This window comes from Planococcus circulans, assembly GCF_020023385.1.
Taxonomy (GTDB): Bacteria; Bacillota; Bacilli; order Bacillales_A; family Planococcaceae; genus Planococcus.
In genome coordinates this window covers 640,508-663,054 of sequence record NZ_JAIQCL010000001.1, presented here as the reverse complement: position 1 = coordinate 663,054, position 22,547 = coordinate 640,508, and the positions used below count along the sequence as shown (strand labels likewise).

Annotated in this window: 19 protein-coding genes; 9 read left to right on the top strand and 10 right to left on the bottom strand. The window is 45.7% G+C overall.

All coding sequences use genetic code 11. The annotated features are described in order from the left end of the window. Window positions 1–46: 46 nt before the first annotated feature. Both K8U60_RS03285 and secA2 read right to left on the bottom strand, forming a co-directional pair. Entirely contained in the window at window positions 47–943 is an 897-nt protein-coding gene (locus K8U60_RS03285; protein ID WP_223634354.1) for an accessory Sec system S-layer assembly protein, read from the bottom strand. Beyond that, window positions 940–3,306 carry an accessory Sec system translocase SecA2 gene (gene secA2, locus K8U60_RS03280; RefSeq protein WP_223634352.1) on the bottom strand — a complete coding sequence of 789 codons (2,367 nt, stop codon included), beginning with the start codon at window positions 3,304–3,306 and terminating at the stop codon, window positions 940–942. The genes K8U60_RS03285 and secA2 overlap by 4 nt, the downstream gene beginning before the upstream one ends. A gap of 320 nt (window positions 3,307–3,626) precedes the next feature. Here secA2 and K8U60_RS03275 point away from each other — a divergent pair, with 320 nt between their 5' ends. Continuing rightward, complete coding sequence (locus tag K8U60_RS03275) at window positions 3,627–4,034, top strand: hypothetical protein (protein ID WP_223634350.1); 408 nt, start codon at window positions 3,627–3,629, stop codon at window positions 4,032–4,034. 357 nt (window positions 4,035–4,391) lie between these two features. Continuing rightward, window positions 4,392–5,828, top strand: a complete 1,437-nt coding sequence (locus K8U60_RS03270) for a trypsin-like peptidase domain-containing protein (RefSeq protein ID WP_223634348.1) — start codon at window positions 4,392–4,394, stop codon at window positions 5,826–5,828. Between the two features lie 55 nt (window positions 5,829–5,883). Here K8U60_RS03270 and K8U60_RS03265 read toward each other — a convergent pair whose 3' ends face one another. Continuing rightward, window positions 5,884–6,546 (bottom strand): class D sortase, encoded by a 663-nt coding sequence (locus K8U60_RS03265; protein ID WP_411730341.1) that lies wholly within the window; start codon window positions 6,544–6,546, stop codon window positions 5,884–5,886. A 2-nt stretch (window positions 6,547–6,548) separates the two neighbouring features. Further along, complete coding sequence (locus K8U60_RS03260; RefSeq protein ID WP_223634342.1) at window positions 6,549–7,727, bottom strand: processed acidic surface protein; 1,179 nt, start codon at window positions 7,725–7,727, stop codon at window positions 6,549–6,551. 211 nt (window positions 7,728–7,938) lie between these two features. Between K8U60_RS03260 and K8U60_RS03255 the strand changes: the two genes are divergently transcribed. After that, window positions 7,939–8,496 carry a DUF4126 domain-containing protein gene (locus tag K8U60_RS03255; RefSeq protein ID WP_223634339.1) on the top strand — a complete coding sequence of 186 codons (558 nt, stop codon included), beginning with the start codon at window positions 7,939–7,941 and terminating at the stop codon, window positions 8,494–8,496. Window positions 8,497–8,567: 71 nt separating this feature from the next. Here the strand turns inward: K8U60_RS03255 and K8U60_RS03250 are convergent, their stop codons facing one another. After that, window positions 8,568–9,761, bottom strand: coding sequence for a LysM peptidoglycan-binding domain-containing protein (locus tag K8U60_RS03250; RefSeq protein WP_223634336.1), 1,194 nt, complete (start codon window positions 9,759–9,761; stop codon window positions 8,568–8,570). Between the two features lie 284 nt (window positions 9,762–10,045). Here K8U60_RS03250 and K8U60_RS03245 point away from each other — a divergent pair, with 284 nt between their 5' ends. Beyond that, complete coding sequence (locus K8U60_RS03245) at window positions 10,046–10,921, top strand: DUF1028 domain-containing protein (RefSeq protein ID WP_223634334.1); 876 nt, start codon at window positions 10,046–10,048, stop codon at window positions 10,919–10,921. Window positions 10,922–11,144: 223 nt separating this feature from the next. Here the strand turns inward: K8U60_RS03245 and K8U60_RS03240 are convergent, their stop codons facing one another. Further along, window positions 11,145–14,339, bottom strand: coding sequence for an efflux RND transporter permease subunit (locus K8U60_RS03240; RefSeq protein WP_223634331.1), 3,195 nt, complete (start codon window positions 14,337–14,339; stop codon window positions 11,145–11,147). Between the two features lie 18 nt (window positions 14,340–14,357). Continuing rightward, complete coding sequence (locus K8U60_RS03235) at window positions 14,358–15,176, bottom strand: TetR/AcrR family transcriptional regulator (RefSeq protein WP_223634329.1); 819 nt, start codon at window positions 15,174–15,176, stop codon at window positions 14,358–14,360. A 277-nt stretch (window positions 15,177–15,453) separates the two neighbouring features. On the opposite strand from K8U60_RS03235, the gene K8U60_RS03230 reads away from it, so the two are divergent. Continuing rightward, window positions 15,454–15,975 (top strand): GyrI-like domain-containing protein, encoded by a 522-nt coding sequence (locus K8U60_RS03230; RefSeq protein WP_223634328.1) that lies wholly within the window; start codon window positions 15,454–15,456, stop codon window positions 15,973–15,975. Between the two features lie 940 nt (window positions 15,976–16,915). Here K8U60_RS03230 and K8U60_RS03225 read toward each other — a convergent pair. Further along, a complete protein-coding gene (locus K8U60_RS03225; protein WP_223634325.1) occupies window positions 16,916–17,386 on the bottom strand; it encodes a competence protein ComK in 471 nt (156 codons plus the stop codon). A gap of 239 nt (window positions 17,387–17,625) precedes the next feature. Between K8U60_RS03225 and K8U60_RS03220 the strand changes: the two genes are divergently transcribed. Beyond that, on the top strand, window positions 17,626–18,108 hold the full coding sequence (locus K8U60_RS03220) for a sigma-70 family RNA polymerase sigma factor (RefSeq protein ID WP_223634322.1): 483 nt from the start codon (window positions 17,626–17,628) through the stop codon (window positions 18,106–18,108). A gap of 104 nt (window positions 18,109–18,212) precedes the next feature. Continuing rightward, window positions 18,213–19,490 carry a sensor histidine kinase gene (locus K8U60_RS03215; RefSeq protein ID WP_223634319.1) on the top strand — a complete coding sequence of 426 codons (1,278 nt, stop codon included), beginning with the start codon at window positions 18,213–18,215 and terminating at the stop codon, window positions 19,488–19,490. Window positions 19,491–19,518: 28 nt separating this feature from the next. On the opposite strand, the gene uvsE is transcribed toward K8U60_RS03215, so the two are convergent. Further along, complete coding sequence (uvsE, locus tag K8U60_RS03210; protein WP_223634316.1) at window positions 19,519–20,391, bottom strand: UV DNA damage repair endonuclease UvsE; 873 nt, start codon at window positions 20,389–20,391, stop codon at window positions 19,519–19,521. A 100-nt stretch (window positions 20,392–20,491) separates the two neighbouring features. Here uvsE and K8U60_RS03205 point away from each other — a divergent pair, with 100 nt between their 5' ends. Together K8U60_RS03205 and K8U60_RS03200 are read left to right on the top strand one after the other, a co-directional pair. Next, window positions 20,492–20,977, top strand: a complete 486-nt coding sequence (locus K8U60_RS03205) for an SRPBCC family protein (protein WP_223634313.1) — start codon at window positions 20,492–20,494, stop codon at window positions 20,975–20,977. A gap of 199 nt (window positions 20,978–21,176) precedes the next feature. Further along, window positions 21,177–22,040, top strand: a complete 864-nt coding sequence (locus K8U60_RS03200; RefSeq protein WP_223634310.1) for an AraC family transcriptional regulator — start codon at window positions 21,177–21,179, stop codon at window positions 22,038–22,040. Between the two features lie 71 nt (window positions 22,041–22,111). Here the strand turns inward: K8U60_RS03200 and K8U60_RS03195 are convergent, their stop codons facing one another. Then, on the bottom strand, window positions 22,112–22,411 hold the full coding sequence (locus K8U60_RS03195) for a hypothetical protein (protein WP_223634307.1): 300 nt from the start codon (window positions 22,409–22,411) through the stop codon (window positions 22,112–22,114). Between the last annotated feature and the right edge of the window lie 136 nt (window positions 22,412–22,547).

The window sequence follows — 22,547 nt, the reverse complement described above, 5'->3', positions numbered from 1 at the left end:
AGGATCCACTTTCTTTAGGTAGAGAAGAATTATGAAAAACTCCCTCTTATTGCGGTATTCGGGCAGTCCATCGTGACAAATCAGGATCACTCACCTGCAGTGTTTCTTTCGGGAAAATAAATGTCCAAGGTTTTGTGGTATTGGCCTTCACTACAAGCGGAGCCAAGTTGAATGAACCTTTCACAATCGATGATCCGGTTGCATCCAAAATCTCCAGTGGCAATTTTTCCAATTCAATCTGTTTGGAATAGCCATTGCGGATAAAGACAGAAACCGCTAAATTGCCGTCTTCTGAAAATCTCGTCTGAAAGCCAGTGATGTTCAATTCTTGAGGCTTCAGTTCAGGCAATTTTTTCACAAGTTCGGCTAAGCCTGATTTTTGTTTGTCTGTCAATGCTTCTTCCCAAGATGCGTCTAAATCCACCGCATGGGGAACAAGGGATTGGACATTGAACGCCAGTGACCAACCAGCTGCAGGGATCTCGGAAACTTGAAGGGCGTCCTTCTTGAATTTAAAGATCCAAGGGCGGTTTGAAAGCGGCGGAATGGAACCTAATTCCGATAAATCGAATTCCTGTGAAGCAATGGTTTCTTTGTCGGCATCCTGTAAAACCAACTCCGCTTTTTCCATCGTGATCGGACGATCAAGGGAGGAACGGAAAAATGCCTGGACGTTCCAATCATCCGTGTACGGGTCCGCTTCAATGTCGATGCCTGCAAGAGATAATTGATTTGGCTGCAGAGGCGGCAAATCATTCGACAGGAATTTCAGTACGTATTCTTGTTCCTTGCTGATTTCCCAACTTTCGGAAATGGATAAAGCAGGTGTGACATCTTCTGCTTCTGAAGGATTCGTGTCAGAAACCTCGCCCAGTTCTGTAGAGGAGACGATTGAATCCTTTCCGGTTTTATCGGTTTTATTGAAAAAAGAAAAAATACTCAATTTTTCTGCTCCTTTTCACGACGATTCAAGTTCCGCAAAAATCCCAATACTTCCGACGCGATTGAATAGCGCAGGTTCTGGAAATTTGCAGCGAATAATTCAAGACCTTCTTTTTGATAGATTCTCATCGGATCTTCCTGCTGATAAGAGCGCAGTCCAATGCCTTCTTTGAGGTGAGCCATCGATTCCAGGTGCTTCACCCACATCGCATCAATTTGCGTTTGCATGACAAGCTGGATGGTTCTGAGGACTTTTTCATCGTCCTGGCTAGCCAGGATAAATGCTGAAATGCTTTCAAGATATGGTTCGACCGCAACATCGATGTCTTTCCGTTTATTGGCCTTTTCCGGCACAGAAATGGGCTCGCCCAGCAAATGCTGTAAGTCTTGTTTTATGGACACCAGATGGACCAGTTGAATATCATCGTCTTCCGGAAGTGTTTCAGAGATTACATAATCTGCGGCATCGCGAACCATGCCCTGCACCAATTCCAAATTCTCTTGGCCCGTCAACACACGGTTTCGCAGTCCATAGACGATTTTGCGCTGTTCGTTGATCACATCATCCAGCTTGAGGTTGTACTCCCGCATGGAGAAGTGGGAGCCTTCCACAATCCGTTGAGTACGATCCGTCAGTTCGTGGATTTCTTTATTGGTGATTTCTCCGAGTTTATCGGTTTTCATCTTTTTCTCGAACTTCTCGACATCTTCTTTTGCGAAGCGTTTAAACATATCATCTTCAAGAGAAAGGATGAATTGAGATGAACCTGGATCGCCTTGACGGCCGGAACGACCGCGCAATTGATTGTCGATTCTGCGGTTTTCATGTTTTTCGGTACCGATTACATGCAGCCCGCCAAGTTCTGCAACTCCGTCACCAAGGACGATGTCTGTTCCGCGGCCAGCCATATTGGTGGCCACTGTAATCTGGTTCAACTGTCCTGCCTGCGAAATCAGATGGACTTCCTGTTCCATGCTTTTCGCATTGAGCAGTTGGAAAACCAGGTTTTTCTCTTTCAGGTAAGCAGCCACAGCTTCGGATTGCAGAATGGAAGTTGTTCCAATAAGAACGGGCTGTCCGGTTTGATGGCGTTCAGCAGCTTCTTCCGCTACTATTTTGTATTTATGGTCCATCGTTTGGAATACCCGGTCCAGTAAATCGATGCGGGCTCTTGGGTGATTGGTCGGCACTTCTACTACGTCCATGCCATAGACCTCACGAAATTCCTTCTGTTGTGTTTTTGCGGTACCGGTCATCCCTGAGAGATGAGGATACATGCGGAAAAAATTCTGTATAGTGATTTGCGCCTGCGCCTTATTTTCTTCAGTGATTTCGACTTTTTCCTTCGCTTCGATGGCTTGATGCAAACCGTCTGATAAGGTTCTGCCTTCAAGCGTACGCCCTGTGAACATATCGACCAAGAGGATCTTATTATCTTTTACGATATAGTCAACATCCCGGATAAACATGACACGGGCACGAAGCGCCATAATGACGTAATGGTAAAGCGTCTGGTGTTCAAGCTCATACAGATTGTCGACACCAAAGGCTTTTTCCACTTTTTCGATGCCTTTATCGGTTAACGAAGTTGCTTTTGTTTCGTCATCGTATTCAAAATCCTCGTCTTCGATAAAGCGAAGCGCAAGCAACGAAGCGATATGATGAAGTTCGGCACTTGCTTTCATTTTGCCGGCGACGATGAGCGGTGTTTTTGCTTCATCAATCAATACACTGTCAACTTCATCGATGATTGCGTAATGATAAGGACGCTGTACCTTGTCCTGTAAGGTTGGCGCCATATTGTCGCGCAAGTAATCAAAGCCGAATTCTGTGCCGACCCCGTAGGTGATATCAGCTTGATAAGCTTCCTGCTTTTCGTCGCTGAGCATTTCCGGAAGATTTAATCCGACGGACAAACCCAGAAAGCGGTGGATCTGTCCGATCTGGTCATAATCCCGCTTCGCCAAATACTCGTTGACGGTAATGATGTGGACGCCTTTTCCTTCCAATGCTCTCGTATAAGCGGAAAGGGAAGATACCAGCGTCTTTCCTTCGCCTGTTGGCATCTCGGCGATATTGCCTTCGGCTAACACAAGTCCGCCGATCAGCTGAACATCGAAATGGCGCATATTCAGCACCCGTTTAGAAGCTTCGCGAACAACTGCAAAAGCATCCGGAATAATTTTGTCTATTTTGGTTCCTTTGTTTACTTGATCTTTGAAAATGGCAGTCATTTGCTGAAGTTCCTCATCGGACATGGCCTGGTACTTTGTTTCAAGTGCATTGATGGCTGCTACGATCCGATTGTACTTTTTCAACTGTCTTGTATTCGTTTTAGTTGATCGCTTAAATAACGTTACCATGAATAATAATCTCCTTTTTCTATGCCGCTGCTACTTGCTTATTTTATCAAACTTTCCCAGTAAACTCCACATTACTTTAGATTGGCAAGTCTTGTCTCCAGCTGGTTATCCGCTTCGGATAAGCGGTTGCATACACGATTCAGGTTAGGGCTCTGGATGATAATATTTTGATTATATAAGAACTTGGCGATTGAGGATAGTGTACGCTTTGTAAAGCCAGGATTAAGAAATTCTAAAGACTCCTGCAAAAGGGATTACGGCGTTCGGAAGATGGGATAAGCTGAATGCAAGGCCTAATCATTTTAAAGGAGGAAGATCATTTGAAAACTTCGCTTTTGAAAATGTCTGTTCCTGTTCTCGCCCTTGGATTTGTTTTGACGACGCAAGTGGATACACAAGCCTACATGGCACTGACAGCTCCGGCACCTGAAGAACAAAAGCCATCTTATCAACCGGGAGCGGGAGTTCTGGAAAGATTAGGCCCCTACGAGAAGCAATTAGCCGAACTGGAAGAGGATCTTCAAGTTCTGATTCAGGAACTGGATGGTGAAGAAACCATCAGCTTCGAACAGTACCAGCAGTATCAGTCCACATTGGACGGGCTGATTCAGGAACTGAACACGGTGTCGCAGGAAATAGAAGCAGAGTCGCCGGCCGTAGCCGATCACTTTAGGAATCTGTTGACGGTTCAGGAGAAAATGGTCGGAATTGATGTGGAACAGCAATAAAATGTAACAGAATGCAAAACTAGCAGGGGATGCCGAATAGGCATTCCCTGTTTTTATGCGCTTTTTGCACGGCAAGAAATTAAGTTTGGAGATTACCAAAATATAGAATTTAACTGCGTCAATTATAGTGAATAAAAAATAGAAATTTCACTGCCTAATTAATAAAATTTTACATTTGGAGGGTTTTATTGATTGTAAATCTGCTATCTATGATAAAATTACCTTCTGAATAGATAGATTTATTACAAATGCGAAGACTTCGTTACATCTTGCAACCCTGAGTAGTTGTTTGACGTTATAAGGTTTATAATGGAAGAAATTAATGGGATTTATGCTAGTCCATCAGGAGGTACAGCCATGACGTGTAATAAATGTGGAAAAGAAAATGAGGAAGGCGCAAAATTCTGTAAGGATTGCGGGCATTCGTTGATGCAAACAAGAAGCAAGAAAAAGAAAAAAAGGAATTTCATCTACGCCATCGTGCTGGTATTGACTTTGCTCGGAGTCGGAATCGGATCTGCTCAATTTATGGGAGAGGAAGCAGAGCCTGTAGAGCCGCCTGAAGAAGAACAGGCAGCTGAAAAAGAGCCCGAGCCAGAAACGCCTGAAGTGAAAGAAGAACCGGAAACAGAAGAAGGCCAAGTGGAAAAAGTTGAAGAACCTGAAGAAACGGTTCCAGCTGATGCACCAGTGGAAGGCACTGTAACCAAAGTGGAAAACGTCGTGCCGCCTTCCGAACAGCCGGAAAAAGTAGAGCCTAAGAAGAAAGAAAAAACAGCTATCATCAAGGAGTCGCAGCAAAAAGTTTACACCATATTGACTGAGGGCGGACAAGGGTCCGGTTTCCTGTTCTCTGATACGGGAATGGTGGTAACCAACGCCCATGCTGTAGCCGGATTTACAGATGTAGTCGTCCGCAACATCAACGGGCAGGATCACCCGGGGACAGTCGTCGGTATTTCCGATGAATCCGATATTGCATTGATCCATGTGGAAGCTTTTGAAGGCATCACACCATTGGAAGTTGAAATGGAAGCAACGGATGTAGGAACTGAAGTCATCGCGCTGGGCAGTCCGGCAGGTATGGAAAATACGGCAACAATCGGCTATTTGACAGGGATTGACCGGGACTTCTATCAGGAATTCACTTACGAAAATATTTACCAGATCGATGCAAAAATTGCTCCGGGCAGTAGTGGGGGACCATTGGTGGACGCAGCGACCGGTAAAGTCATCGGCATCAATTCGCTGGTGATTGAAGAAGGCGATTCAATCGGCTTTTCAATTCCGATGTATTCGATGTATGAGCAATTATCCCAATGGGTTACTGCTCCGATGTCAGCAGAAGAAGTTGCAGCTTTGTTCAAGGTTTATGACGACTTCAGCGGTTATGAAGATGAAGACTATGAGTACGACATCGACTTGGAAATGAAATTCGATGAAGCGAACTTAAGTGAGTTTATCGGCGATTTCCGATATTATTATGAAACATCGCTTGAAGAAGAAGATTTTTTCTATGTACAGAATCTGCTCGTTTATCAAAGCGAAATCTACAATGGGATTGCTGAATATATTGCAGATATTTCAGGCAAAAACATGGAATACAATTTCACGAAACTGGATATCATGGATATCGAAATCTATGAAGATTACGCTCTGGTCCATACAGAAGAAGCTTTTGACATGATGAACGAAGCGGGTATCTGGTCTGTGGAAGAACGCAGCAAAATGTACACGATCGTCATGGATGAATATGGCTTCTATTATGTTTCGGATATCGTCAATAAAGAATAGCCTACCAGAATGAATAGAGAAAAAAAGGAATTCCCGTTGAATGGGAATTCCTTTTTTACTTGCTCGAAATCAAATCAGCCACCAGTATATACCTGTCGGGAGCGTATCCCACGTAATCGAATGGATAGCAGGTAGACACGGTCAAGATGGCTTTTGGTTTTGGAACAATCACAGTGCGGTCATCTTCGTCGACAATCCGTACTTGCCGAACTTTATAAGTGAAGGTTCCTGCGTACGTTTTAACAATCAGGAGATCGCCTTTTCCGACTTTGCCGAGTTCACGGAATACCGTATCCCGATGTCCCGATAAAACGGAGTTGTCATTTTCTCCGGGCAATACGCTTTCAGCAAAATGGCCGACGCCTTTTTCCAGTTCATCTTCGTCGGTGCCATGGATAATCGGCAACGCAGCATCCAGTTTTGGAATGATCAGTTCTCCCATCAGCTCTCCGATTTCCGGAGTTTCCGGATATTCGGGATTGGGACCTGATCCGCTGCTTTCCTGTTCTTTAGGCTCTTCCGGAAGTTCGATTGGCTGTGTTGCAGGCTCGCTGCTGACCACCGTGGCTTCGGCATTCCCTGTTTTATAAAGCAGATAGCCTTTTACAAATGTCGCGGTGCTGGTGGTGCTGAACCATAAGCCGGACACAATAAGGACAAGGGGCAGAAAAAGAAGTAGCGGTTTTTTGCTTGTTCTTTTTTGTGATCTGTCAACCATCATTAAATTCCTTGGGCTCTATAGCGACGGAATAAACCAATGCCAGCTAAAATCAAAGCCAGTCCCAGCAATGAATTTACAGCGAAATCTGAAGCTGTTGCAGGAAGTTTTCCGCCTTTTATAGTTTGAGTGGCAGGTGCAACCGGTTTTTGTACCGCGGGTGGAGTTGCAATGGCATTTTCCACTGTGATTAAATCTTTTCCTGTTTCGTTGATCAACTCAGAACCGAACATATCGGCAGTCAGCAGAATATCCGCCAGGAATACATCTTTCAGGTTAAAGATTTCAATCAAAAGGTCAGCACCTTCAGTTGACTGCAGCGTGAGCAGCGTCGCTAAGGATACCGGTGCCTTCTGGCCGTCTTTACTGAAATATAGATCGGTTCTTATTTCGAACAAATCCGTCATGTCGCTGTAGATATCCAGAATTTCAGCCAATTGTTCTGCTGTCAGTTCATCAGCACTTTCAAAATTGTCGACCGCTACCATACGGTCGCTCAATTGCTCCAATTTGCTTTCAAAGTCTGGATCTTCGTAATCCAAGGTTTCCAGATGTGCGATCAGTTTTTCCACTTCTTCTTCCGTCAAGCCGAGTTCAGTGAAGAGAAATTCAGTATCGAATCCGTACTCGCCCATTTCGGAATAGTAGAGAAGCGAAGACTCCAAGTCTTCGATATACTCATAGTTTGCCAGTGAATCAGAATAATCCTGAAGATATTCTTCCAGCTCGGTTTCCGAAGTGAATCCGTATCTCTCCATCAGCTCCTGTAGATTTACCGCATTGATCGGAGTTCCTGTGTACTCTTCCAAATAAAATTCAACAAAGAATTTTACATCTTCTATGAAAATCAAATAAGTTCCCTCTAAAACATCTTGTCCGTATTCGAGATCTCCATATTCATAAAGCAGCTCGTTCAGTTCAGTGCGGGTCATCTCCAATTCACCGAGCAGTGCCTGAATGCCTGCTTCCGTTAAAGGAGTTCCCAATTCATCTGCAGATTCAAATTCCTCTAAAGACCAGTCTTTGCCGGTTAAATAGTCGAGGTAGTCTTGCTTTTTCCAATCGATGTCAGTCAAGTGACGGTCAAATTGTGCATCATCAGCTTTGATGGCAAACGCTGATAGCGGCATCGTACTGACCCCAACTGCTAATACTAATAAAAATAAGGCTAAACGCTTCATTTTCTTCCTCCTACGCGTAATAAATGGAATATCTAGAATATTATAGTCTTAGATAATAGGGAATAGAATGGGTATATATAACTATATGAAAGGAATGCCGTAAAGATAGCACTTCCACATAAAGGCGGTGATTTCGGAAAACGGTGAGCATGCCGGCAGAACTCTGGGTCGTGTATACTAGAAGAAAACAAGAATGATGGAGGTTGATGTAATGGAAACCATTCTTGCAATAGCCATCGGTCTGGCATTAAGCGCAACCGTGGGTTTTAGAATTTTTACACCTTTATTGATAACCGGGATATTTGTCCATGTGGACTGGCTGACGCTTTCAGAAGGATTCAGTTGGATCGGCAGCACGCCGGCGATCATTGCATTTGCTGTCGCCACCCTTTTTGAAGTCGCGGTCAATTATATTCCGGCTGTGGGTTCATTCATGAAGATGATTGCAACTCCAATTGCCGCTTTGGCAGGAATCCTGCTGACCGCTTCTTTTATCGGGGACATGAGCCCGTTTTTGGAATGGAGCATCGCCATCATCGGGGGTGGAGGGGTAGCCACTGCTTCCCATGCAACGATTACAGCGGTTAAAGGTGTCAGTGAAACAGCGATGATGAGTCCTGCTGTCTCTGCAGCAGAAGATGCGACGGCAACGTTTGTCCCCATTCTGATATTCATCGCACCGATCCTGGCGATTGTCTTCCTGCTAGCAATGGTATTGATGATCTATAAGTTATATCGCAGATTTCTATACAAACCGAAAGCTATATAAAAAGGAGTCGGAAATTTTCTTCCGGCTCCTTTTTGCTATCGGTTAAGGTGATGCTGTTTTTCAGCCTGCAGTTATCTCGGAATTACCAGCACTTGCCCCACACGAATTGAATTGACATTGGTGATTTTATTGGCCGCCGCAATTTTCGAGACGGTGGTATTGTAGGTGCGTGCAATGCTGTAAAGTGTGTCGCCAGCTTTGACCGTGTGTTTTACGGTCGTGGCAGGAGGTGCAGTGGTTTTGCCCGGAATCGTCAACACCTGTCCAACACGGATCAGGTTGTAATTGGTGATATTGTTGGCTTTAGCCAATGCCGCTACCGTGACATTGTATTTCTTCGCAATGCTGTAAAGTGTGTCGCCAGCTTTGACCGTGTATTTTACGGATGTAGCGGGAGGCGTAGTGGTTTTTCCTGGAATGGTCAACACCTGTCCGACACGGATCAGATTGTAATTGGTGATATTGTTGGCTTTAGCCAATGCCGACACCGTGACATTGTATTTCTTCGCAATGCTATAGAGTGTGTCTCCGGCCTTCACTGTATACTTGGTGCCGCTCACTGGAGCGGAAGACAGGTTCAATATTTCCGAGACGGTGACGAATTTATACCCTTGGGCTTTCAATTTGCTGATCATGCCCGGCAATGCACCAGGAGTTCCGGATGCTCCGGCTCCGGTGTGCATTAAAACGATGGATCCTGGCACGATATTGTTCATGACCTTATTGGTGATTTGGGTGGATGAAACACCTTTCCAGTCAACGGTGTCGATATTCCATTGAATGGTATGGGTATACCCGGCATCGCCCACTGCCTTAAGAACAGAGGCGTTGGATGCGCCGAATGGAGCTCTGAAAATTGGCTTGGTCGTTTTTCCGGTTATTCCTTTAATGGTCGTTTCCGTACTAGCAAGTTCACTTTTTATCTTAGCAGCGGAGAGTTTCGTAAAATCAGGATGCGAATAGGAGTGGTTTCCGAGCTGGTGGCCTTTGGCTGAAATGTTCTTGATCCAGGAAGGGTGATTTTTGGCACCGGATCCTGTAAGAAAGAACGTCGCTTTGACATTATTGGCAGACAGGACATCCAAGATTTTGTTGATGTTCGTGCCGTCTGAACCGTCATCAAAAGTGAGGGCGACCACTTTGCTGGCAGTGTTGCCTTTGGTGACATAGGTGGAGCTAGCTGCTTGTGACTGGCTGGAGAAAGACAATACGGTAAATAGGATCAGTAACATGGCTGCTGCGACTTTAATCCATTTAGAGAGCATCTTTTTCACCCCTTCATTTAGTGCGCTGAAGTATGTTCCAGCGTATGTATGAGGGACTCGATTAGAGATTAAACCAAGGGGTGGAGAGTGGGGTTTTACTCGATTTTTATAATCCTATTATACCATGTGTGTGTGTAAAAAGTATCATTTAAATCTGAAAAAATAGTTTATATGATTTCTGGGATTATTGGATTTGATTACATAACCAAGTTCGTTTAGTCACAAAGTTCAAGGATTTAACTATCTGTACGTTTTGATTAAACTAGAGAAAAGGGGGATGTTAAATGAAGAACAGCATACATGAAGATAAGTTAGTCGCGACATTTTCAATTGTCGCCGCCGATCCGGAAACAGGTGAAGTTGGAGTGGCGGTCCAATCGAAGTTTTTGGCAGTCGGGTCAGTCGTACCATGGGCGAAAGTGGATGTAGGAGCGGTTGCGACTCAGTCCTGGGCGAACACTGCTTTTGGGCCCGAAGGCTTGAAACTGTTGGAGAAAGGCTTGACGCCTGAGGAAGTGATCGACAAACTCGTCGCCGACGATCCCGGCAGAAGCTTGCGTCAGGTTGCTGTCATCAACTCGGATGGTGAAGCGAGTGCGTATACAGGACATGAATGCTACGACTGGGCAGGGCACAAAGTAGGGAAGCACCACTCCTGCCAAGGAAACATCCTCGTCAGCGAGAAAACCGTCAGCGAAATGAGCAGAGCTTTTGAAGAATCGGAGGGTCCGCTTGCCGAACGCATGCTGGCAGCTATAGCCGCAGCTCAACACGCAGGAGGGGATAGCCGAGGCAAGCAGTCGGCTGCTGTTTATGTGCTGCAAAAAGGCGCGGGGTATGGCGGCTATAATGATGTCAAAGTCGATTTGCGCGTTGATGACCATCCGGAGCCGATTGAAGAATTGCAGCGGCTGTACGAGCTGCATAAAATGTATGCTGCGCCATCAGAAGAAAAGCTGGCTATCGAAGGAGATGTGTTCGAAGCAGTCGTAGAGCAATTGGGTAAAATCGGTCTATTGGAGCCGGCTGCCCACAACAGCTATGATGCGAACGTGAAAGAAGCGTTAAAAACTTTTATGCTGCGCGAGAACTTCGATGATCATTGGTCGGAAGATGCCTTTATTGATGAAGCGGTACTTGAATATTTGAAAAAGCAATAATGGCAAAGGCCGGTTCAATTAGACCGGCCTATTTTTATGCGAGGTGCGGTTAAGAGGCGACGAGGTGCGGAGTTTAGCGTTTGGGGTGCGGTTATGGGGCGTCGAGGTGCGGAATTCACCATTTGAGGTGCGGTTACGGCCGAATAAGGTGCGGACAGCCCAAAAATACATAAAAAAACAGGCAGCTCACGAATGAGCTGCCTGAATTTCTTTCACAACAAATTTAGTTGACTTGTTTCTTGCGGAATTTTGACACGACTTCATAAACGATCGGTACGATGACCAAGGTCAATAAAGTAGAGCTGATCAATCCACCGATCACTGTGATGCCGAGGCCTTGGGAAATCAATCCGCCGCCTCCGCCTTCAACGCCGATGGCAAGCGGAATCAACGCACCGATTGTAGCCAAAGCGGTCATCAGGATCGGGCGCAGACGTGTAACGCCGCCTTCAAGAAGGGCTTCACGTGTCGTCAATCCCGCTTTCTCCATGTGGATGACCCGGTCAATCAAGACGATAGCATTGGTGACAACGATTCCGATCAGCATCAAGACGCCGATCAATGCGTTGACACTCAAGGCTTCTCCTGTGATCCATAAGGCTACCAGAACACCGATTACAGTGAATGGCAACGAGAACAGGATGGAGAACGGAGCGAGTGCGCCGCCGAAAGTGACAACCAGTACAAAGTAAACGATCGCTATGGCTGCAAGCATGGCCAGGCCAAGCTGTGTAAATGATTCATTGATCTGTTCAGTCACGCCGCCATGGTCAGTTGATACACCAGCCGGCAGGTCAAGTTCTGCAACCTGCTCATCGATATCAGTCGTGATTTCAGCAGCATTGTTGCCGAGGACGTCTGAAGTCAGGGAAGCATACATCTGCCCATCTCTGCGGTTGATGGTATCCGGCGATTTGCCTTCTTCCACTTCCATGACTTCACCAACGGTAACCGTCGTTCCAAGTGCGGTCGGGATTTCTACATCCGTTACATCATCAATCCCGGCATACTCGGTTTCTTCTGTTTCGATATAGACATTAAGCTCTTCGCCTTCATTCGTGACAGTGGTTAACACCGGTGCTTCACCGACTCCACTTAACGCCATGCCGATTTGAGCTGCGGTCAAGCCGCTTTCGCTCAAGCTTTCCTGACTGGCCACTAATGTGAATTGGTCATAAGCTTCAGTCAAACTGGATTCTGTATTTTCCAGGCCATCGTTATCTTCCATGAATGGCTGGATTTCATCGATTGCGGTTTGGATATCTTCCACGTTGTCTCCGTAGACGAACATTTCCAGGCCACTTGCTCCCATAGCAGCAAAGTCCAGGCTTGCCCATTCTCCAGATTCAGTGGAGTCGTTCAATTCTTCAATCAGTTTTTTGCTTTCGTCACTGAATGCTTCAAATTCATCATCATACTCAATATAGAATAACGCGGAATTATCTCCGCCTCCGCCCATTGCCGCCATCGGATTTCCTCCGCCAAGCGAATATTGGTATGAGGTAACGCCTTCGCGTCCGTCAATGGAAGATTCTGCATCAAGTGCAACGGCTTCAACATCTTCGCGTGTCTGACCAGGTTCCGGGCTGTAGGTAGCCATGACCATTTTCTGTTCTTCTTCAGGCAGGAAGCTGACACCGATCACCGGGATCAGGAACAAACTTGCCGCAAGGACTACGGAAGCTCCACCGAACGTAACGATTTTGTGGTTTAATGACCATTCCAAAATGCGTTTATAGCCGGCTGCCATTTTACCTGGCTTATGCTCTCTTTGTGTGGATTTAGGAGTGCCCAGATTCTGCAATTGCTTGCGGTACATCAAATGCGCCATCATTGGAACGATGGTAACAGCGACCAATAACGAAGCTGATAAGGCAAAGACGACTGCCAAAGCGAACGGCAGGAATAATTCACCGATTTGTCCGCTAACCAGTGCAAGCGGCAGGAATACCGCGATCGTGACAACCGTAGATGAAAAAATCGGCAGGAACATTTCACGTGTTGCTTCACGGATCAATTCTTTGCCGCGCAATTTCTCACCCGGTAAGGCCATACGGCGGTAAATGTTTTCAATAACGACGATTGAGTCATCGATTACGCGCCCGATGGCGACCGTTAACGCACCGAGTGTCATGATATTCAAGGTGATATCCATCTGGTTCAATAGAAAAATCGCCATCAATAACGACAAGGGGATGGAAATGATCGAAATCAATGTCGTTTTAAAGCTGCGCAGGAACATCAAAATGATGACGACAGCGAATAAAATACCGAACAGCGCTTTGCTGAGCATCGTTTCCACCGATTTCTCAATGGGTTCACCCTGGTCAAAAGTAGAGGCAACGGTCAAACCGTATTCTTCCTCGACATCTGCGACGATGTCTTTGACCTCATTAACCACTTCAACGGTATTGGCATCAGGCGATTTGACAATCGAGATTCCGATTGATTCTTCACCGTTTGTACGTGAAATTGATTCCGCTTCGCTGACTACTTCAATCTCCGCCAATTCGCTTAATGCGACGGTAGGAATGGCAGTAGGAACAGCAGCAGGTGCCTGAGCAGAAGGGGGCTGTGCGCCCGCAGCGGCATCAGGTGCAGCCGGAGCTTGAGCAACAGGATCCTCGGCACCCGCAGCAGCAGGTACTTCGCCTGGAGCAGCAGCTGCTGCTTGAGGGATCGCTGGAATCTGCAGGTTTTTCAAATCATCGACAGATGTGATATCGCCATCGATGACCAGGTTTTTAAGTTCTCCATCGAATTCCGTCAATCCCAGTGGGAAGGTCAGCTTCGAACCTTGGATCAATTGTTGGATCGTTTCTTCAGTCAAGCCATATTGTGCAAGAGCTTCCTGATCAAAGGCCATGGTGACTTTCTGCACGCGCTGGCCGGAAACCTGTGCATCGGACAAACCGGATACCCCTTCAAGGGCGGGCAGCACATTGTCTTCAACAGTGGCTGTCAACTCTTCAAGTGAACTACCCGAATTGCTGATGCTCAATGTCAGGATAGGAAAGGCATCCAAACTGAGGCGGGAAACCTGTGGCTCATTGGCTGCTTCGGGAATCGAAATTTGGGATAAAGCATCTTCCAATTCGCGGGTCGCTTCGTCCATATCGACATCAAAATCGTATTGGACTTGAATGGTGGAGGCATTTGCCATCGATGTGGATGTCATCAGCTCGACGCCGTTCATATTTTGAATGCGCTGTTCCATCGGAATGGTGACTTCTTCCATGATTTCGTCAGGTGCAGCACCCGGGTAGGTAGTGACGACAGTTACAGCAGGCAAAGTGATGCTTGGAATGGATTCCTGTTTCATCGTCAATCCTGCATATAGGCCGGCAACAACGACCATAATGGTCAAAATCCATATCGCAAATTTATTATTTAGGGAAAAATCAATGATTTTCTTCAAGTTCTTGGCTCCTTTAAGTTAAATAAAATTCTCCAGGTAAATGACTTCATTCTTAATGGTAGGATGTTGTTTCAGATAGACCAGCAAAGCTTCAATCAGAAAATCCTGCGGCTCTTCTTTACCGACTTGCTCTTTCAGCAAATCTAGTGAAGCCAGCAATTTTTCCGGATCTGCTTCAGAGGCTTTTATCTTTTCAGCAACTTGTTGAAAGCTTTCTTCCATCGTCGCGGCCGGAGAACGCGCCTCGGTCAATACTGGTTCCATCGTTTCTAATTTGTCGACTACTGCATCAATGGTAGCTGTGATGAAATTGACGAGTCTTGAAATCTGTACATGCTTTTTCTCGATCACCAGCGTAATGATGTACTGCTGCATCAATCCTTCAAGTACCGTCACCAAATCGGGCAGAAACGGTTCAATATCCGTTCCATAAGTATCCAACAAGATGGTTTTGTGCAGGGTGATGGTCGACTGCCGCAGTTCTCCGAACAAAGAACTCAACTTTTCGCTGTCACTGAGCGGTAAATCCTTGAATACCATCATGAAAAATTCCTGATTGGAGAGGGTCCGTTCAATCTCAATCTCAAGTTTCTTTTTGAAGACATCTTTGGAGTCGGAACCGGGGACCTGCTGGAAATTGGCAATTTCTGTCGAGATTTCATCATGATACTGCTTTAAAATTTCGACAAACATATTTTCCTTCGAATCGAAATGCTTATAGAAAGCACCTTTGGAAATACCGACGGCTTGCGCTACTTCCTGAACAGATGTTTGATGGAAGCCTTTCAAAGAAAACAAGTGCACAGCCTGCTTCATTATTTCAATTCTTTTGTCCATTAGAGCCCTCCTAAACCAATTGGTCACGTATAGTGACCGATCAGTCACTTGTTACAGATTATAGTTTAGCTTAGGCAAAGTCAATTTGAAGAGCTTCAGAATTTGTGTCAATTTCATGGCTGGCTTTCAACTCCATCGAATGTTGCAGCTGATAAAAGAAGAAGCCTTTAAGGATTGGAGCTTCCCGAAATTTCCAGAGACGATTTAAAGGAATGTCTCGGCGGGTATAGAATACTAGTTAGTAGTAGCTTGATTCGGATACAGAGGAGTGGGATGGATGGTGCAGAAATATATCAGTGAACCATTTGTTGAGGAACGGACAGAACAACCCTACGTCGGAATTCCGATTTTGGCGGGGCTGTCGGACTGGGAAGAAGTCAACGGGCTCGTGGGAGAGTTGTTTGACTGGCTGAAAGCGAAAGGGATTAAACCCGCAGGAGCTCCATTTTTCCGTTATTGGTGCATGGGCGATTCAGAAGGAAAGTACAAGATGGAAGTCGGGGTACCCGTGAAACGGATGGTGACAGGGGATCAACGTGTGATGGCAAGCTATATACCCGGCGGTTCCTATTTATCCGCTTTGCACAAAGGGCACCCCGACAACCTGGATAAATCCCTTGATGCACTGGAGCAATGGGCGGTACAGGAAGGTTTGGACATCGATAAACGGTGGGAAGGGGAAGATGAAATCTGGAACGGCCGTTTTGAATTTTATGTATCCGAGCCGGAGATAGAAGCTGATTTAAACAATTGGGCCATCGAAATCGCTTTTTTGTTGATGAGGGATGATGCTGCTTGAAAGAAAAGCGAAGGCAGCCATGTAGCTCCGACAAGCGCTGGAAGCCTTCCTGGTAATGGCGTTCTTTGCCATTGCTGGGAAGGGTGACGCGACTCGAGGGGCTGACTGCCGGAGTCTGGACTTAAAGAAAAGCGAAGGCAGCCATGTAGCTCCGACAAGCGCTGGAAGCCTTCCTGGTCATGGCGTTCTTTGCCATTGCTGGGAAGGGTGAAGCGACTCGAGGAGCTGACTGCCGGAGTCTGGACATAAAGAAAAGCGAAGGCAGCCATGTAGCTCCGACACGCGCTGGAAGCCTTCCTGGTAATGGCTTTTTTTGCCATTGCTGGGATGGGTTAAGCGACTCGAGGAGCTGACTGCCGGTGTCTGGACATACAGAAACGCGAAGGCAGCCATGTAGCTCCGACACGCGCTGGAAGCCTTCCTGGTAATGGCGGTCTTTGCCATTGCTGGGAAGGGTGAAGCGACTCGAGGGGCTGGCTGCCGGAGTCTGGACATAAAGAAAAGCGAAGGCAGCCGTTCAGCTCCGAAAGGAATAAGACGATCAGGCGAAGCAGCGTGTTTTCAGCCGCACAGCACGAAAAGTAGAAGTGCCTGTTTAGCTCTGACAGGCAAGAGAAGGCTCAAAGATAGTTTGAGCCTTCTCTTTGCGACGAAGCACAGAGTGCTGCAGGAGCAATAAGGTTTTAGGAAGCCGGGCGAAGTGGCGTTTTTTACCACACAGCTGGGTTGACTTATGAGACCCGAAGAGCTAGGCGCTGAACTAGACACCAGAGTGGCTTATAACCCGAGGAATTGGCCGTTGAAGCTAGGCAATAAGAAAAGCGCAGACAGCCATCTAGCCGCAACAAACACCCCCGCATAGTTAAAACACATAAAAAAGACACCTTTCTCTGCATTGGCCTTCAAGCCAGTGCAGAGAGAGGTGTCTTAACTTGTGGCGTCAGTACCTATTTCTTTCGCGGACGTCTGAGTAATAATACATCATTTCATACATTCGGCTTCGCTGTTTTTGCAGGATGCCAATAGAGACATTGACCTCTGTCGAAACATTGAATTCGTCAAACAGGATACGCGTCCTGTTTGGGGCTATTGCTTCCAGCCGGTAATGATGGTTGAAGATCCAGACGCAGTCAGGTTTATCAGGAGACTTGGTGGGATAGGCGGCCAATCCATCTTCCGAGATGAGAAGTGTTGTTTTTTGATGCTGCTTGAGATTATGCCGCGTGGCTTTCACTCGGCCTTCGTATGTCGACGCAAACATCATACATGCCTTATCGATTAAGGTTAGAACCGAGTCTTGGGAATACAAAACGCCATCCTTTGTTACAATTTTGGACTTTCGCTCCGTTTCAAAATAATTTTCAACAAACAACACCGAACGATCAATTAAATTCTCATGATACTTCTTCACTGTCACGAGCTCCCCTTTCTCAACACATGAAAATTCTACCATTCGCAAGTTTGTGAAGCAATCTATATTTCTGAAAATAGATACTGTTTTGACAATTAACTATGTCATACAAACTGTGCGTCAGCTTTGTATTCAGTTTTTATAACGACAAATGACCTATTGAGCAAGTGGATACAAGTCTCTTCTTATCTTAATCTGAACGTACCCGGGAATAAACGAACGTTCAGAAGGATACGATCATGAAAGACTTTGAAGAAGTGGCTGTAAAATATGCACCGATGATTTCTGCGGTTATCCGCAAGCTTCATATTTACCGTGATTACGATACCTTTCGTCAAATCGGCACTATCGCGCTATGGCAGGCGTGGGAGCGTTTTGAAGATGAAAAAGGAAATTTCACCCCTTTTGCGTACCGCAGTATCCAAGGAGCAATGCTTGATGAGTTGAAGCGCGAAACCAAAAGGAATGATCAGCTACCCCACAAAGGCACTGGGGCCCAGGAGGAAGACAGGGAAGAAATGGTGGATGGTCTGCCTGAGTGGCTGGAAGTGAGTAAATTGAATGGGCAGGAAAAACGGCTGTTGGAAGCACTGTATGTAAAAGGCTGCAGCCTTCCGGAACTGGCCATTATGGAAAATATTTCACTTGCAGGCATGAAGAAAAGACGTGAGCGGCTGTTGAAGAAGCTGAAAGATACGACTGTCCATCCGTTTAAGGAATAAGAAGTCAAACCAATTGCACGGAAGAGAATAGAGAAAAAGGTGGTAGTGAATAAATTCGGATTGTATAATGAATGACGCAGTGGAAAGAAATGAGGGTGACATCTATGGAAGCAATGATGACAGGCATGATCAATAATATCTTTTTCATCATATTTCCAATCATCGTCTATCAGATGCTGGCGACAGCGGGCCAACGAAATTTTTTCGTCAGCCATCGCGTTACAATGACTGTTCTTTTTTCGATTTCAATTATTTTATGTATGCTGTTTCCCTATCAATTTTTGACAGACCAATATATTTTCGACCTGCGTCAAGTACCCATGATCGTCGGAGCTCTCTACGGCGGTCCGATTGTTTCGGCCATGCTTTTTCTTGTATCCTCTATTGGCCGGATTTTTATCGGCGGGGATGGGATGTACATCGCGATCCTCAATCAATTTGTCATCGCTGCCGGGGTGCCATTTCTGCGGCCTTTGTATATGCGCATCAACCGGCTGGGGAAAATCGCGCTGGTATTTTGCATTTCGATAGTCTCGCTGTTGTTCAATATGTTTGCAGGTGCTTTCTTCTTTGGGGATCCCCTTCACGACATCATCGGAATTTGGGTGATGCTGATGATCAACCAGGGAACAATCATCGTTTTGACGGCTTTGCTGATCGAACATATGCAAAGACAGGAATATATGTATAACTCTCTGCTGAAGCATGAAAAAATGGAGACAGTCAGCCATTTTGCTGCAGCGGTCTCGCATGAACTGCGAAATCCCTTGCAGAGCATTAAAGGTTTTATTCAGCTGATGAAAGAATACGAATACAGCCGTGAAAAACAAGTGGAGTTTCATGACCTGATTTTAAGGGAAATCAATGCTGCAGAAGATTTGATCGATGATTATCTTGTCTATGCCAAGCCGACTTATGGGCAGCTTGAGCCAACTGCTGTCGCTCCTGAAGTTCGTCATGTCCTCAAAATCATGGCACCATATGCCACGGGAAAAGATGTGGAAGTGCATTTTGCTGAAATGGATGAAACGGTTGAAATCCTGGTTGATCGCCATAAGTTTCAGCAGGCATTGGTCAACATCATCCGGAATGGCATAGAAGCGATGCCAGATGGAGGGACACTTTCAATTTCAGTGAAGTCATCTCCTGCCAAAGTTTGGGTAGAAGTGACGGATAAAGGTGTCGGTATGACGAAAGAAGAAGTGCAGCGCTTAGGAGAACCTTATTTTTCAAATAAAATCAAAGGCACCGGACTTGGATTGATGGTCACTTACAGCATCGTCAGCCAAATGAATGGCCAAGTCCTGGTTGACTCGGAAAAAGGAAAAGGTACGGAATTCACCTTGGAATTCCCAAATCTTGCGAACTCAGAAAACAAATAAAACAGCAGTCTCCGCGGAGACTGCTGTTTTATTTACGCAATAATTGGCGTACAAAAGGAAGCACAGACTGCTCCTTCAGTTTGGCTTCGAACATGATGTCCGCATCCGTGTCGCCGAGTAGGAGCAATAATTCATTGAAGTCCGTTTCAGAAACAAGGTCATGATGGCGAAGATCTGTAAAACCTTCTTTGCCTGTACTGATATGGATTTTGGGTGTGCCGTAGCCTTCCCAGGTTTTCAGGATTTCTGCATAATCGACCGGTGTGCCGTCGTTATTGCAGTTGTGATGATGGATGTCAAAGCAGACAGGCACTCCGCATACAGCGTGGACGTCCAGAACATCTCTGACAGTAAAGGTCTTATCATCATTTTCCAATCGAAGCCGCTGGCGTATGGTTGGGGACAATGCCAGGTAAGCTTCCGCAAAACGCTGTTTGGCTGCTTCTTTATCACCATATGCGCCACCGGTATGGAGGATGATATCCGAGCCGCCTAGCAGCTGAATCAGTTTGTCGTGATATTCAAGGTCTTCAATCGATTTTCGTACCACTTCCGGTTTTGGTGAATTAAGTACAGTGTATTGGCCAGGATGTACAGATACCCTCATCTCATGTGTTTCGACAATTGAGCGGATTTCGTCTGTGATAGCCCGTACTTCTGGATCTTCCCACCAGATCCAGTCATTTATCGGATGGGTGGATAGTGGGACGATCGAGCTGGATGCACGGTAGAAATAAATATCGTTTTCCAGGTTCCAACGGAGGATTTCGAGTGTGGTCTCGAAATTCTTCATCGTCAATTCCTTTATCTTTCCAGTTCCTTCCGCTTCTGCCGTCGCTACACGCAAGGTTCTGAAGATCGTTTTCAATTCAGTGTTCATGCAGGCATAACCTAATCTCATGTTGCTTCAACTCCTCGCTCTTATTATACCCATCTCGAACGGATTGCATTCCTCCTGTTCGGGTATAAGTATAGTAATAATCCAATAAGGAGGAATTCCAATGATTGCAGAGGTCACCCGAACTCAACAAGGATATACAGCGGTATTTGATCGGAAACTGGCTCATGAACCGGAACAGGTTTGGCAGATGCTGACAGACAATCAGAAGATTCATCGGTGGTTTGCAGGATTGCAGATAGAGCAATCTGGCAAAGATGGCTACCTGACATTTGACATGGGGCATGGCAATTTCGAGAAAATGGCCATCACGGATTATGAGGAAAGAGAACGTTTGGGGTTTGAATGGGGCGAAGATCATGTCCTGTTCGAACTTACACCGGAAGAAGGCGGAACCCGGCTCAAGCTGGTGGAAACGATCCAGACACTCACCGACCATACGCCGAAAGATGTAGCGGGTTGGCATGTCTGCCTGGATGTCCTTCAAGCCCTTCTTGACAAAAAAGGAATTGAGCGGACATTGGAATGGGAACATTGGTATCCGGAATACAAGCGACTTTTTGAAAGCATGCGGGTTTCGTTTGAATAAGCTGCAATGTGGATTCTAAAATGTTTGCCTTTAATTCAACAAAAGTCAATTCATTGGTAAATTGTGAACGTTTGTACAGTGCTTAGATGCACTTACAAACGTTTTTTACTGTCTGGGGTTTTATGCTGTCTGCAGTCAGCACAAAAAGACAGGACGAGCAGCGCTTTGCTTGGTAAAATCAGCTAAAGGAGTGAGGGCTATGGGATGGGTGGAATCGCTGCAGCATGCCATTGATTACATGGAAGAGCATATGGAAGACGCGCTGACGATTGATCAAATTGCCGAACAGGCAAACGCTTCTGTTTTTCATTTTCAACGGACCTTTGCAATATTGACGGATTGTTCAGTTGCTGAATATTTGCGTAGAAGGAGGCTGACCTTGGCGGCGCAGGAGCTGTCGGCAACGAATCGGAAAATCATTGATATCGCCTACAAATATGGCTATGACACGCCCGAAGCTTTTTCAAAAGCGTTTCGGCGGCAGCATGGTGTCACGCCAAGTGAAGCCAGAAAAAACTTAGGGGAATTGCAAGCTTTTAACCGACTGGTGATCCAAGTAAATTTGAAAGGGGCAGATCCAATGAAGTATCGCATTGTAGAGAAGCAAAGTTTTCAAGCAATCGGGATAAAACGCCAGTTCTCTTTGACAGGTGGAGAGAATATGGCAGGGATTCCGAAAATGTGGAAGGAGCTGAATCAGCATGGCACGAGCAGCACAATCGCCAGTTTGAATGATGGGGAAATCAAGGGATTGTTGGGCATTTGTGCCGACTATCAGGACGGCCAAACCATGGATTATTGGATTGCTGCCGAAAGCACTCAAAGCGTGCCTGAAGGATTTTCTCAGTTGGAAGTACCGGCATCAACATGGGGGATCTTTGAAGTGCACGGTGCGATGCCGGATGCTATGCCAAAAGTGTGGAAGCAGATTTTTTCGGAGTGGTTTCCATCCAATCAGTATGAGAATGCCGGAACCGCTGAACTGGAGGTTTACCCGGAGGGAGATCCTTACCAGGAAGAGTACGTGTCCGAAATATGGATTCCACTAAAAAGTAAGCGGTAATTGCAGAGAAAAGGAGATGGAATGGCAGAAAACTCTGCCTTCCATCTCCTTTTTTATGTGTTTTTCAGTAGCTATTTGCTGTCCTTTTCAAAAAAACTTTCCAAAGCTGTATTGATTTTTCTCATCACTTCAATCTGTGTAGCGTCGGAATTTACCTTATGGATCCAAAGATAAGCCTCGGATTCTTTAGCTGGCAAATGTTCAAGAAGTAAAACTTCCCGACAAAAGTCTGGAGTGTTTTTTCCGGAAATCAGTTTTATTGTATACAAAGAGCTGGTTTTGATCACCTTATCTATCTGATACGTCTCCTCAAATTCCTCGAAGTCTGTAATCTGTATAAATTCGTTGTCTTTCTCTATTGATGGCGCCACTTAAAACACTCCTTTTACAAGATTGTTAATCCTCTATTTTGTAGATGATACAGGTTGGGGCTGTTTTCCTCAAACGCCATGTAATCCTTTAGTTTAGCAAATAAAAACTTAATAAAACAGATAAATAGTTACTGAG

Excerpts from the sequence above, each read along its gene's own strand:
- secA2 (WP_223634352.1), bottom strand. The coding sequence starts at position 3,306 with ATGGTAACGTTATTTAAGCGATCAACTAAAACGAATACAAGACAGTTG.
- K8U60_RS03270 (WP_223634348.1), top strand. The coding sequence starts at position 4,392 with ATGACGTGTAATAAATGTGGAAAAGAAAATGAGGAAGGCGCAAAATTC.
- K8U60_RS03265 (WP_411730341.1), bottom strand. The coding sequence starts at position 6,546 with ATGGTTGACAGATCACAAAAAAGAACAAGCAAAAAACCGCTACTTCTT.
- K8U60_RS03260 (WP_223634342.1), bottom strand. The coding sequence starts at position 7,727 with ATGAAGCGTTTAGCCTTATTTTTATTAGTATTAGCAGTTGGGGTCAGT.
- K8U60_RS03255 (WP_223634339.1), top strand. The coding sequence starts at position 7,939 with ATGGAAACCATTCTTGCAATAGCCATCGGTCTGGCATTAAGCGCAACC.
- K8U60_RS03250 (WP_223634336.1), bottom strand. The coding sequence starts at position 9,761 with ATGCTCTCTAAATGGATTAAAGTCGCAGCAGCCATGTTACTGATCCTA.
- K8U60_RS03245 (WP_223634334.1), top strand. The coding sequence starts at position 10,046 with ATGAAGAACAGCATACATGAAGATAAGTTAGTCGCGACATTTTCAATT.
- K8U60_RS03235 (WP_223634329.1), bottom strand. The coding sequence starts at position 15,176 with ATGGACAAAAGAATTGAAATAATGAAGCAGGCTGTGCACTTGTTTTCT.
- K8U60_RS03230 (WP_223634328.1), top strand. The coding sequence starts at position 15,454 with ATGGTGCAGAAATATATCAGTGAACCATTTGTTGAGGAACGGACAGAA.
- K8U60_RS03220 (WP_223634322.1), top strand. The coding sequence starts at position 17,626 with ATGAAAGACTTTGAAGAAGTGGCTGTAAAATATGCACCGATGATTTCT.
- K8U60_RS03215 (WP_223634319.1), top strand. The coding sequence starts at position 18,213 with ATGGAAGCAATGATGACAGGCATGATCAATAATATCTTTTTCATCATA.
- uvsE (WP_223634316.1), bottom strand. The coding sequence starts at position 20,391 with ATGAGATTAGGTTATGCCTGCATGAACACTGAATTGAAAACGATCTTC.
- K8U60_RS03205 (WP_223634313.1), top strand. The coding sequence starts at position 20,492 with ATGATTGCAGAGGTCACCCGAACTCAACAAGGATATACAGCGGTATTT.
- K8U60_RS03200 (WP_223634310.1), top strand. The coding sequence starts at position 21,177 with ATGGGATGGGTGGAATCGCTGCAGCATGCCATTGATTACATGGAAGAG.